Raw genomic sequence first — 13040 nt, forward strand, 5'->3', positions numbered from 1 at the left:
TGGCGCATCCTGTCAGGAAATCTCACATGAGCAGCTCATCGCTTCCGCCGCTCAACGCGCTGCGGGCGTTCGAGGCCACCGCCCGCCTGGGCGGTGTCGGCCGTGCCGCGCAGGACCTTCACGTCACCCACGGTGCGGTCAGCCGGCAGCTGAAGCTGCTGGAGGACCACCTGGGCCTGGCGCTGTTCCAGCGCGCTGGCCGTGGCCTGCGCCTGACAGCGGCCGGCACCCAACTGCACGCCGCGTGCGGTGAGGCGTTCGGTCGCATCGAAGACTGCGTGCGTGAACTGCGGCGGCCTGCGGCGTCGCCGGCGCTGGTGCTGGGGTGTAGTGGCAGCGTGCTGGCACGCTGGATGATCCCGCGCCTGCCCGCACTGCAGGCGGCCCTGCCCGGCGTGCGCCTGCAATGGTCGGCGCTGGACGGCAGCTTCACCGAGGCGCAGGCGGCGCTGGACGCGGTGCTGCTGTTGGCACAGGGGCCGTGGCCGCGCGGTTGGCAGGTGCGCGAGCTGGCGCCGGAACGGGTGGGCGTGGTGGTCGCGCCCTCCCATCCGGCCGCGCAGCGCCTGCGCAACGGGCCACCCTCGGTACTGCTGCAGGAGACACTGCTGCACACCCGCTCACGGCCGCAGGCATGGCCGGCATGGGCGCAGGCGCATGATCTGGATACGGCGAAGCTGCAGCTGGGCACCGCCTTCGATCACCTCTACTACCTGCTGGAAGCGGCGGTGGCCGGGCTGGGCCCGGCCATTGCGCCCGAGCCACTGGTGGCCCAGGACTTGGCCGCGGGCCGGCTGGTGGCCCCATGGGGATTCACCGCCACCGGTGGCTTCTGGGTGCTGGCCCGGCCCGATGGCCCATCGGATGCGCGGGTCGATGCCCTGGCCGATTGGTTGGTGGGGCAGCTGTAGCGTCGAGCTTGCTCGACTGCCTTCGCTTCAGTCGAGCAAGCTCGACTCTACGGTACGGCCGTCGTCGAGCAAGCTCGACTCTACGGTACGGTCGCCGTCGAGCAAGCTCGACGCTACGGCGCGGTGGGTGCCGCCAGGCGTTGCTGCAGATCGTCGCGCAGGCGCGCCAGCTCGACTTCGGCCTGCTGGCGCTGCTGCATGCCTTCGCGATGGATGCTGCGCACTTCCTCGACCGTGGCAATCAGCTGGTCGTGCACATGACGCAGCGTGGCAACGTCGATCACCCCACGTTGGTTGCTGCGCGCGGTATCCACCGATGCCTGGCGCAGCAGGTCCGCATTGCGCCGCATCAGCTCATTGGTGGCATCGTCGATGGCGGTGGACAGTTCAACCGCCGCCTTCTGCTCTCCCAGCGAAAGCTGGATCGCGAACTGGCGCTTCCACGACGGAATGGTGATGTCGCGGACGGTATTGAACTTCTCGATCAGCTGCAGCGCGTTGGCCTGGATCAACCGGATCATCGGCAGCGACTGATCGGCAGCATGCTGCATCAGCTGCAGGTCGGACACGCGCTTGTCGATCAGCCGGATCGCATTGTCGATCTCGCCCTGGCGGATGCGCTGCTGCGGATCCTCACTGCCCTGCCCGGCCAGTTGCTCGGCCTGCAGTTCGGCCAGCCGCTGCTTGCCCGCCGCCGCATACAGGCCGAGCGCATGGCGCTCCTCGCGGACGATGTCATGCATGCGGTCGAACTCGCCCACGCGCTTGGCCATCAACGCCTGCTGCACGCCGACATCGCCCAGCAACTGCTCGATCTGCGCGTTGGTATCGCTGAACTTCTGTACCAGCTCGCCCTTGGATACGCGCAGGCGATCGATCAGGCCACCGATCACCGGCACTTTCGACCGTTGCGCGAAGCCGTCCAGCTTCAGGCTGCGTGCAATGCGCACCACTTCGCCCAGTTTCTCGCCACTGGCGTCCAGGTCGCGGTTGCGCACCTGGTCCAGCAACTGGCTGGAGAACGCCGCCGTGCGCGTGGCGGCCTCACGCCCGAACACCTGCAGGTTGCCCGGTCGCAGATCGTCCAGCTCCATGCGGATCTCGGCGATGCGCGGCAGATCCTCGCGGCCCAGGCCCAGGGCCTGCAGTGCGCCCTCATCGAGCGGAGCGGCGGTCGTCGTGCCGGGCATGAGCGCACCGGGGGTCTGGCTGTCCTGGGTCATCGGGCAGTCTCCTTGCAGTTGGGTATGCGGCAACGGCGGCCGGCTCAGGGCAGTCTAGCCTGAGCCGCCGCCACCTCGTCATCGATCTGGGCGTGCAGTGTGCTGGCCCTCGCGGCCAGGGCGGCACCGGCACCGGCCTGCTTCGCCAAAGCGGCCTGTCGCCAGGCCGGCAGCAGAACATCGTGGATGCGCGCGAAGCGCTGCAGCAGCACCGCGTCCTGGTCCTGCAGCAGCTGCCACTGAGCGGCCTCGACACGATGCAGCGCGGCCAGCCGGCGCAGGTGATCCAACCGCTGCGACAACGCAGCCTGGCCGGCCGCATCACATCGATCCAGCCCTGATACGCCCAGCTCGACCCAGGCGTCCAATGCCGTGGCCGCCTCTGCACGCTCGGTGATGGCCAAGGCTCGCGCCTGCTGATGCTGTTGCAGGTGCTGGGCCTGCTCGCGCGCCTGCAGGACCAGTACGCCCAATTGCGACTGCAACGCATGCCCTTCCGCCTCGCGGTCGACATCGCGCCCAAGCAGTCGCCCCCACCAGCTCTCCTGGCGTCGGATCTGCGCAGGGTTGCCGGCCTGGAGTGCCAAGGCAATGTGTGCCAACGCGGCCACCAGGCCTTCGCCGGCAACCGAGGGCGCGCCAGCGGCGCGCTGGGTGAGCGCCTGCAGAAGCGGCGTACCGTAGTCGGCCAGCACGGCGATATCGGCCGTGTCCGGCAACACCGGTGACGGCAGTGTCGCGGGCGCGGTCACGGCAGCGGCGGCGGCTGTGGGCTCGATGCCACGCTGCCTTCAGCATCTTCCGGTGGCAGCGACTCGCCGTAGAAATGGCGCATCAGGGCTTCGTCCAGCGCGCGTTCTTCCGGCGTCGTGGCGCGGCGAACGCGTGCACGCTGCGGCACCGCACTACCGGGCCCACGATGCTCGACCTGCTGCCGCGCCCAGCCGGCAAACGCGGCCAGGGTCTGCGACACCTGTACCTGCTGTGCCTGCGATGCCGCCAACAGCTCGACCAACGGTGCCAGGCCGGCCTGCAGGTCTTCGGCCAGGACCGTGGCCGGCACGCTGGGAGCCGCCGCGATCGGTGCCGACGTGGCAGAGGGCTGACGTGTTTCAGAAAGGCGCTGCAGGGCCTCCAGCAACGCCTGCCACGGCACCGGTGCCGCAACTGCGATGGCTTCCGGCGCCGGCGGTGGCTGTTGCAGGGCCGTGGCGATGTCGGCCAACTGCGCGACCACTCGCCCACCGACGTCGCTGTCGTCGGCGCCCATGGCCTTGTTGCGCAGGAAATCGCGCTTGATCTGTGCCCAGCGCTGGGCCTGCGCATCATCCAGCACGCCGCGCAGTTCGGCCAGCTTCAGCAGGTTCTCCTCGGCGCCGGTGGTCAGCAGCTGCGCCTCGCCCAGGTAATGGTCGGAGATCAGCTGTTGCAGCTCTTCTTCGTTCATCACCGGCGAGATCTTCTCGGCCAGCTTGTTCATGTTGCGGTAGCTGCCCTGCAGTCGGAACGGCGGCTCGGTGCGGTAGCGGTCATCCTGTGCGGCGCTGGCGATGTACTGCTGGTTGACCCGATAGACCACATCGCGCACGCGCAGCATGCGCTGCAGGGTCGCGGTGATCTCGTTGATCTCAGCGCTGCTGTAGGCGTGGCTGAGACCGTTGGTCGACACCTCCTTGCCCATCGCGCGGTCGACCAGCACGTACAAGTCGGCCATGTCACGGGTGGCCAACGGCGCCAGCACCGGATTGGAGGTCAGGCTGTTCTCGATATAGCTGAGGGTGAACGCCGCTTCCATGCCGCCCAGCACATCACCGAGGTTGTAGATGTCGGCACGGTTGGCCAGCATGTCCGGAATCTTGAACACCTCACCCGACTCGGTATAGGGGTTGCCGGCCATGACCACGCAGAATTTCTTGCCGCGCATGTCGTAGGTGCGGGTGTGGCCACGCCACACACCCTCGATACGGCGGGTACCGTCGCACAGCGAAATGAATTTCTGCAGGAACTCGGGATGGGTGTGCTGGATGTCGTCGACATACAGCATGGTGTTGTTGCCCATCTCCAGCGCCAGGTTCAGCTTCTCCAGTTCCCGCCGCGAGGTGGCATCGGGCGCCTGCTGCGGATCGAGCGAGCGCACCTCATGCCCCAGCGCCGGGCCGTTGATCTTCATGAAAACCAGGCCCAGGCGATGCGCCACGTATTCCATCAACGTGGTCTTGCCGTAGCCGGGCGGCGAAATCATCATCAGCAGGCCCATCAGGTCGCTGCGCTTGTTTTCGCCGACCGTGCCCATCTGCTTGGCCAGGTTGTCGCCGATCACGCCCAGGTAGACGTCATTGATGAGCTTGTTGCGCACGAACGAGGACAGCGGCCGCGCCTTGAACTCGGACAGGCGCAGGGCCTGCCGCTCGCGGCCGATGATGCCCTGACGCACGCTCTGGTAGGCATGGAAGGAGGGCACGAAGCGCTGCAGGTGATGCTGCAGCCGCGACTGGAAATCGTCCAGCGTCAGCACCAGCGTGCCGCCCTGGATGCGCGGGTGCTCGCCGAGCAGCCCCTTCACCTCGGCGCGCAGCGTGGCCTCGCTGGCGCGCGTGCGCAGCTGCCGCTGTACCAGCAGCAGCGCGGCGGCTTCGTCGACGTAACCAGCGTGCGCGGCCTGGGCCGGCAGGCTGGCCAGCGCACGCAGCCACTGCCCAGCCAGGGCCCAACGCGTGGCCAGTGGATCCTGGTTGCGCTGCAGCGCGCGTTCGAAAGCATCGCGCTGACCGGCCTGCTCCAACTGTGAGGACAAGGCATCCAACAGCGCCTGCGCGTGGCGGCTGATGCTGAAGATCGGTTCACCATCGCGCAGTTCATCGGCCAGATAGGCGGCCGCATCGGCGGCCATGTCGGCGTCGAACGGAAGGGCCTGCGCCTGCGCATAGTCGTGCAGGGCCTTGGCCATCTCGACGCGCAGCGCCTGACGGCCCTCGTCGGACCCGAACAGACGCGCAATGGTGTCAGCGCCGGCCTGGCGGCTGGGCCACTGCGCCACGCCATCATCGCGTTGCAGCGCGGCCCAGAACACCTGGGCCAGGGCGCGTACCCGTGGCGCGTGCCGCAGCGGACCGGCGGCCTGCTGCAACGGCAACAGCGCCCGAAGTATCAGCGCGGCGTCGTGGTCGTGGATGCCGCGCTCGTAGCCCTCGCGGTAACGCGGCGCGGCAAACGCACGCACGCGCTGGTCCAGGGCCTCCGGTTCGGCGGCGTCGTGCAGCAGTTGCGGCAGATCCAGCCCCTCGCGCCCTTCCTCGGCGGCGCGCAGCAGGCAGCCGGCCAGGTACTCGCCGCGATAGATCGCTGCGGATTCCGAATCCAGAGTGACCGGCCAGAACGGCTTCAGCGCATCCAGTTCCGGGTCGTGCAGGGTTTCCAGGAAATCGGTGCCGGTGAGGTGGATGGCCAGCGTGTCGCCGCGCGGCAGCAAGGTCAGATCCAGTGCCTGTGTGTTGACGCTGAATCGATGCCGCGGCCCCAGCCGCACCACATTGCCACCGGCTTCGTACAGATCGCTGCGGTCGCGCAGCTGGCGCACCGCCTGGTCACGCACGCCCTTCAGGCGCGCCTCGATATCGTCGGCCTTGACGTTGTCATGCAGGGTGCGCAGGCGTTCGGCCAGCTCGCGCAGCTTGAGGATCAACGGATCGCCGGCGAAGAACGCATTGAGCTCATCAGGGCTGGCGAAGCGTTCGGTGCGCTTGGCCAGGCCTTCAAGGATGCGATTGGCCGCATCAAGCACTGAACGCGCCTTGCGCTGGCGATCGTCCAGCAAGGCCTGCTTGTGCGTATCAAATGCCTCAACCAGTTCTTCGCGCTTGCTCAGGATGTCGCCGAGGAATTGTTCATGCTCGCCGAACTGGCTCTCCAGCTCTTCCAGCTGCACCAGCAGGCGCGACAACTGCTCGTCGGCGCGCTCCGGGTCGGTGGCCAGCGCCAGCGCGCTGGTGATCGATTGCGAGAACAGCGCGAACTGTGCGGCGAACTGCGCCACGGCCTCGGCCGAGCCCAGCGATCGGCGGCGCTGATCAGCACGTGCGCGAGCCTGGTTGAGGCGGCCATAGAGCACCGAGATCGACTCGACCACACGCGTTCGGGCGGTGGCATCGTCCACCTTCAGCCCAGCCATCAGCTCGGACAGCATGTCCAGGTCGGCGGCCATGCCACGCAGCCCTTCCAGCTGCTCGTCCAGCTGGCGGGCACTCTGCGCCTGCTGGGCAGCGTCATCCAGCGCCTGCAGCCGTAGGGTGAGCGGCGCCAGTGCGGCCTCGCCCGCCAGGAATTCACCGGTGGCGGCGCCAACGCGGTCCTGCGCCTGTACCAGCTCGGCGGTCATCGCCTCGATGCGCGCGGTGTCGATGTAGCGCAGCTCGCGGATGGTCAGCAGCCGTCCACGCAAGGCAGCGATCGCATTGAGGGCCTCGACGAAGGCCTCCACTTCATTCCAGTTCTGCGGCTGCAGCCGGCCAAGCAGCGCCTTGTGCGCGGCCTCGGCTTCGACCATCGCCTGCGCCGACTGCTGGCGGATCGACTGCACCTTCTCGTATTCGTCCAGCACCGATTCGCCGGTGGCGCTGATCTGCCGCAGCAGCGCCGCAGCGCCATCGCAGGCCTCATCGCCCAGCCAGTGGTGGGCGTCGAACAGCCGACGGGTATCGGCCACCAGGCGCTGGTAGCGCTGGACCGACACGTCCTGGCCGTCGATCTCACGCGCCAGGTTGTACAGATTGGAGATGCCACGCACCAGTTCGGCGTTGCCGATGCGGCCCATGAAGGTGTTGCCGGGCGGGCGGCTGGCGGCGAACTCGTCGCTGCTGAACGGCGTCTGCCAGACCTGCATCGGATGGATGCGGGTCGGTTCGCTGCCTTCGGCATGGAACAGCACCATGCGTCCATCCTGCAGGAAGGCATAGCCGTGGCCGAACACGGGGTTCTGCAGCACGCGCTGGATGGTGTTGTAGACGAACAGCGCCGAGCGCCCACCCTCGCGCTCGTAGAAGATGTACAGCACGTCCTCGCCGTTGGGCGAACGGAGGCTGCGCTTGAACTGCATGCCGGCCATCGAGGCGTCGAACGCCTTGTGCTCGCCGCCCTGCAGGTAATAGCCGCCCGGGAAGATCACGCCGTGGTCTTCGGGCAGCTGCACGCAGGCCTGCACGATCGCATCGTTGCGCACGATGTCGCCGGTGAGCGTGTTGTAGATCAACCCTCGCCACACGGTTTCGCGGTAAGGCAGCACCTTCAGCAGCAGCAGCGAGCCAACGCGGGCGAATTCGAACTGGGCGTCGTCCAGCGACTGCGTGCTGTCCTCGACCGGTTCGCTGAAGATGCCCTGCCCGGTCTCGGTGTTGTTTTCCACCTTGATGGTGAGGTCGCCACCGGTGGTTTCCACGAACAAGGTGTCGAGGATGTTCAGGTGTGAATGGCGGCCGCTGACTGCCAGGTCACGCGTGGCCTTGGTCCATTCGAAATCGAACGGCGGCGGCAGGGCGATATCACGCTCACCGCGCGCATCGAGGTAGGTCAGTTCGCCTTCGCGCGACAGCGCCCAGCGGAACACGCGCACGTCGCTGCTGCGCTCGCCGATCTGGAACGAGGCCAGCAGCTTGTCGCCGACCACGATCAACTGCAGCAGGCGCGCATGCTTGTAATAGGCGTACAGCTCGTTGAAGTCATGCACGAAGCCGGGCTGGTCGAGGAAGCTGCCCTTCAGCTCCAGCGCGGCGACGTCGTAGCCATCGGGGCCCTGCACCAGCCGATACAGGCCGAACACATCCTCGATGCGGGTCTGGGTCTTGAGCCCGATGAAGACGTTGTAGCCGAAAAGGAGGCGGTCCGGGCCCACCTGCACGATGTCACGGCCGACGCAGTTGTTCTCGCTGCGGATGCGGAAGCGACCGACCACCTCCAGCCGGCTGTCGCCGAACTCGGTCAGGCGCTGGCGGTTGAGCGTTTCGGCCAGGCTCTGCAGGCGCTGGCCCTGCTCGGCCAAGCGGCGGCGCAGGACTTCGTAGGCACCGCCCTGGGCAACGGCCTGGTCGACGCTGGTGGCGCCGGCCTCCGCTGCGGTGGATTCGGCGGTCGGTTGGGTTTCAGACATCAGCAGGCTTCCGGCTCACGGGCGGACGGCCGCGGTTGCGGCCGGCGCGGGCGGGCGGTGGTCACAGCGGCCACCGCCCGATGCATCAACGGGCGCTGTCGAGCACGGTGGCCGACACGGTCGGCACCGCTTCGGCGTCCTCGGCGATCTGCCGCGGTGCAGGCTCGGCCACGGCCACGCCCAGGTAGCGCTGCATCAGCTCCTGCACGATCGGGCTCTTGCCGGCGAAGCCTTCGATCGACTTGCCCAGCGACACGGCCTTGACCAGGTTCTCGAACATGCCGCCGTCGCCGCCGACCAGGTCGATGTCGGCGTTGCGCAGCGCGCTGGCGATGACGTTGGCGTTCTCGCGCGACACTTCCTTGCCCGCTTCGATCGAGGCCAGCGCCTGCTTCAGGCTGTTGTCCAGCATCATGCGGAACTCTTCGTGGCCGCGCGCCTGGTCGCTCAGCGAAGCGATCGCCTCGAACTTGCGCACCAGACCCTCGGCCTCGGCCAGCAGCTTCTTCTGCACCACACCGGCCTCGGCGTTGCCCAGCGATTCGGTGGCCGTGGCACGCGCCAGGCCCATCTTTTCTTCGCCCTGGGCCTGCGCCTGCAGCGTTTCGGCCAGCACACGGGCCTCGTTGCTGCCCTGCTTCAGGCTGGCTTCGGCCTTGGCTTCGATCACGCGCGCCTCGGCAATACCGACCTTCTCGATGGCCAGTGCCGAGGCCTCGCGCACCTGCGCCTCGGCCAGGCCCGGTGCGGCCTGTTCGGCACGCAGCGCATCGGCCAGCAGGCGCTTGGCCTCGGCCTGCTTGCCGGCCGCTTCGTGCTCGGCCTGGGCCAGGGTGGTCAGTTCCACCGCACGGTGCTTGGACGCGGTTTCGCGCGCCTGCGCTTCCTTCACTTCGCGCACCAGCGATTCCTGCGCTTTGGCTTCGGCTTCCAGGATCAGCACCTGCTTCTGGCGGTCGGCCTCGGAGACCTCGCGCACTTCCTTGATGCGCTCTTCTTCCTGCGCCACGGTCTTGTCAATGGAGATGCGTTCGCGGGTGATGTTGGCCACGTCCATCTTGCCCTGCTCAACCACCTTGTCACGCTCCACGCCCTGCAGCTGCACTTCGCGGTCGGTGGTGACCTGTTCCAGCTGGCGGGCGCGCTCGACGCGCTCGGCCTCGATGGCCACCGCGCGCTGGCGGTTCTGTTCGGCCACTTCCACCTCGCGCAGGCGGTTCTGGTCACGGATCTCGATCAGCTGCTGCGCTTCGATGCGCGCGTTCTCGGACAGCTGGCGCTGTTCTTCCTGCACCTTGGCGGTCTCGGCCTCCTCGCGCGCGCGGATGGTCTCGATCTCGCGCTTCTGCCGCGCCTCGGCCTCGGCCTGTTGGCGTTCCAGCGCCAGCAGCGCTTCACGTGCCTCCACGTTCTTCTTGGTGATGGCAAGTTTCTCGTTCTGCTCCAGCTCGTTGGTCACCACGTTCTGCGCAGCGGTCAGCTCGGTGATCTTGCGGATGCCCTGCGCGTCGAGGATGTTGAACTGGTCCAGCAGCGACTTCGGCGTCTGTTCCAGGTAGTCGATGGCCACGTCTTCGAGCACATAGCCGTTCAGATCGTTGCCGATCACCGCGATGATCTCGTCGCGGAATTCCTGGCGCTTCTCGAACAGTTCGGTGAAGTCGAACTTCTTGCCGACCGTCTTCAGCGCCTCGGAGAACTTGGCGTTGAACAGTTCGTCCACCGCATGCTTGTCGGAAGCGCGGTCGGCGCCGATGGCCTTGGCCACGCGCAGCACGTCGGCCTGGGTCTCATTGACCCGCAGGTAGAAGGCCACGGCGATGTCGGCCCGCATGTTGTCGCGGCAGATCAGCCCTTCCTTGCCGCGGCGGTCGATCTGCAGGGTGATCAGGCTGATCCGCATCAGCTCGGCGCGGTACAGCACCGGGATGATCAGTGCGCCGGTGAAGTGCACCTTCGGCGTGGAACTCATGTCGTTGACGATCAGGGCCACACCCTGGTCGACCTTGCGATAGAAGGCCTTGAACAGCCCGGCCAGGCCGAGCAGGCCGACCAGCAGGACGGCCACGCCGATCAGGAAGGGGGCCATGGTTGCCAACGTCATCAGTGATTCTCCTTGTTGCCCGGAAGCAGGTTGTCCTGGAAATCGAGGGCGACCGCGTCGGCGCGGACCACCCGGTAGTAATGCTGTTCGGCCACGTGCTCGACCAGCACGATGCGCTCGCCACGCTGCAGTTCGATGTCGCTGCGCACCTGCAGCACCAGCCCGGCGCCGCCATCGTCGACCGTAGCGTGGCCGCTGCGTGCGTCCACCTTCGGCGAGGCGACCACGCCGATGCGCCCCAGCAGCGAGGCCTGGGCCACCGGCCGCAGGCGCAGCAGGAACCGACGGATCGGGCGCAGCAGCAGTGCCGTCACCGGTATCGCCGGTAGTGGAGCGAGCACGGCCACCAGCGCACCGAACCCCCAGCGCAGCAGGTCCGGCAGTGGCAACAGTACGAACAGATGGATGAAGTAGGTCAAGGCCCAGCCGAAGAAACCCAGCAGGGTGACCACGACCATGACCGGCACGCCGCCCAGGCCGAAGCGCTGCAGCAGGGCCGACAGGCCGCTGAGATCGTTGCCGCCGTCCAGTGCGCCGTCGGCGCCGAGGTCGCCGAATCCGTCATCCACCAGGCCAAACGCAGCAAGCCCCCAATAGACCAGCGCTACCGCCAGCACGATGCTGTACGGCAGGGTCGGGAAACCAAACACCACGGTGAGGAATTCCTGCATCGCTTGCCTTCCTGGGCTGAGGGCGGCGGTCGCCCGTTCGGGACGCGCAGAGCGCGCCCCGTCGATCCTCGCGCCCGCCTTCATGGCAGGCGCAGGGGACCATCCTATGTGAAGAATGCGTGCAGGCTCAAATCCGGCGGCAGATCACGACAAATAGTGACGTCAATCACTCCAGAACCGTGCAGTCCGCGCGGCGCACTTCCTCGACGAAGGTACGCATCTTGTAGCCATCCTTGATGCCCGGTTCCAGCTCGATGCCGCTGGAGACGTCCACGCCCCACGGCAGTGTGGCCAGCACGGCATCGTAGACGTTGTCGGGGTTCAGCCCGCCGGCCAGCAGGAACGGCCGGTGCAGCCCGGTCGGGATGCGGCCCCAGTCGAAGGCCACGCCGGTCCCGCCACCGCCGCCCGGGGCGTGGCTGTCGAACAGGAAACCGGCCGCGCTGGGATAGCGCAGCTGCAGGGTGCGCGCGTTGACCTCCTCGCGCCCGCCCATGGCAATGGCCTTCAGGTAGGGCATGTTGAAGCTGCGGCAGAAGCTCTCGTCTTCCTCGCCATGGAACTGCAGCAGGGTTGGCCGCACCGTGCGCAGCACCTCGCGCACCTCTTCCTTGCTGTTGTTGCGGAACAGGGCCACCACATCGACCATCGGCGCGATCGCCTGACGCATCGCGCGCGCCTCGGCCGGGGCGACCCGGCGGCTGCTTTCACGGGCGAAGATGAAACCCACCGCGTCCACGCCCAGCTCACCGGCCAGGCGGACGTCGCCGGCACGGGTCATGCCACAGAACTTGATGCGCGTACGGTAGTAGGAGCGGCTCATAGCGTGACCTCGGCGGGCAGATGCCAGTTGTCGGGGTACAGAGGCCCAAGGAACACCAGGCCCTGTGGCGGTGCGGTGGGACCGGCTACGGTACGGTCGCGCCCGGCCAGCAGTTCGGCGATCCAGTCCACCGGTTTCTCGCCGCTGCCCACCAGGATCAACGAACCGACGATATTGCGGACCATGTGATGAAGGAATGCATTGCCCTGCACGGCCACCTCGATCACCTCGCCGTGGCGGCTGACCTGCAGCGACTGCAGCTCGCGGCGCGCGTGCAGCGCCTGGCACTGCACGGAGCGGAACGCGCTGAAGTCGTTCTCGCCAAGCAGGGCCTGGCCGGCGGCGTGCATCAGGGTTTCGTCCAGCGCCCGGCGCTCCCAGCTCAGGGTCTGCCGATCCAGCGCCGGCCGCACCTCGCGGTTGAGCAGGCGGTAGCGGTAGCGCCGCGCACGCGCCGAGAAGCGGGCGTGGAAATCGTCGGCCACCGGTACGCACCAGCGCACCGCGATCGAACGCGGCAGGCGGGTGGTGGTGCCCAGCATCCAGGCACGTGGATCACGCACCACGCCGGTATCGAAATGCACGACCTGGCATTGGCCGTGCACACCGGCATCGGTGCGACCGGCGCAGACCACCTGCACCGGCGCATCGGCCACCGAAGACAGGGCCTGTTCAAGGCTGGCCTGCACGCTGGGGCCACCTTCTCCCAGGTTCTGCCACCCCCTGAAATCGCTGCCGTCGTATTCGACGCCGAGCGCGTAACGCATGTGCTACCTCGATGTTGCAGATGGGACGGCGCTCAGGCCGGATCGCGTTCCGACCAGACCGCCAGTTCGTTGCCACCGGGCTCGACGAACTGGAAGCGGCTGCCCCCGGGAAGGAAAACACCGCGCGCACGATCTCGCCGCCGGCGGCGCTCACTGCGGCCTGCACCGGCAGCAGCTGGTCGGCGTACAGCACCAGCAGCGGCGCGCCGCTTTCACTGGCCTGCGCAGGCTGGCCGCGGAAGAACCCGCCCTGCAGGCGGCCATCGTCGAAGGCGGTGTAGTCGCAGCCATAGTCGACGAACGACCAGCCGAACACCTTCTCGAAGAAGGCACGGCTGGCCGCCGGATCGCGGGAGGCGAATTCAACGTAGTCGATGCGGCGCTCGCGGCTCATGGCAGGGT

The 13040-nt window shown here is 67.5% G+C and carries 8 protein-coding genes and 1 pseudogene; 1 reads left to right on the plus strand and 8 read right to left on the minus strand.

The window, feature by feature from the left end; genetic code table 11:
• Nucleotides 1-26 precede the first annotated feature (26 nt).
• Nucleotides 27-911 carry a LysR family transcriptional regulator gene (locus N4G47_RS13470; protein WP_475287720.1) on the plus strand — a complete coding sequence of 295 codons (885 nt, stop codon included), beginning with the start codon at nt 27-29 and terminating at the stop codon, nt 909-911.
• 113 nt (nt 912-1024) lie between these two features.
• Here the strand turns inward: N4G47_RS13470 and N4G47_RS13475 are convergent, their stop codons facing one another.
• The 8 genes and pseudogenes from N4G47_RS13475 to N4G47_RS13510 all read right to left on the minus strand — a co-directional run bounded on the left by N4G47_RS13475 (nt 1025) and on the right by N4G47_RS13510 (nt 13032).
• A complete protein-coding gene (locus N4G47_RS13475; protein WP_475287723.1) occupies nt 1025-2134 on the minus strand; it encodes a toxic anion resistance protein in 1110 nt (369 codons plus the stop codon).
• Nucleotides 2135-2178: 44 nt separating this feature from the next.
• Complete coding sequence (locus N4G47_RS13480) at nt 2179-2886, minus strand: hypothetical protein (protein WP_475287726.1); 708 nt, start codon at nt 2884-2886, stop codon at nt 2179-2181.
• Entirely contained in the window at nt 2883-8273 is a 5391-nt protein-coding gene (locus N4G47_RS13485) for a DNA repair ATPase (RefSeq protein WP_475287729.1), read from the minus strand. Before N4G47_RS13485 ends, N4G47_RS13480 begins: the two co-directional genes overlap by 4 nt.
• Nucleotides 8274-8358: 85 nt before the next feature.
• Entirely contained in the window at nt 8359-10377 is a 2019-nt protein-coding gene (locus tag N4G47_RS13490) for a flotillin family protein (protein WP_475287732.1), read from the minus strand.
• Nucleotides 10377-11048, minus strand: coding sequence for a hypothetical protein (locus N4G47_RS13495; protein WP_475287735.1), 672 nt, complete (start codon nt 11046-11048; stop codon nt 10377-10379). The genes N4G47_RS13490 and N4G47_RS13495 overlap by 1 nt, the downstream gene beginning before the upstream one ends.
• A gap of 166 nt (nt 11049-11214) precedes the next feature.
• Nucleotides 11215-11871: a phosphoribosylanthranilate isomerase gene (locus N4G47_RS13500; RefSeq protein ID WP_006458876.1), complete on the minus strand. Its 657-nt coding sequence runs from the start codon at nt 11869-11871 to the stop codon at nt 11215-11217.
• Nucleotides 11868-12638, minus strand: a complete 771-nt coding sequence (truA, locus tag N4G47_RS13505) for a tRNA pseudouridine(38-40) synthase TruA (RefSeq protein ID WP_249843322.1) — start codon at nt 12636-12638, stop codon at nt 11868-11870. Before truA ends, N4G47_RS13500 begins: the two co-directional genes overlap by 4 nt.
• Before the next feature lie 32 nt (nt 12639-12670).
• Nucleotides 12671-13032: pseudogene (locus tag N4G47_RS13510) on the minus strand (VOC family protein).
• Between the last annotated feature and the right edge of the window lie 8 nt (nt 13033-13040).

This window comes from Stenotrophomonas sp. GSD10, assembly GCF_056172695.1.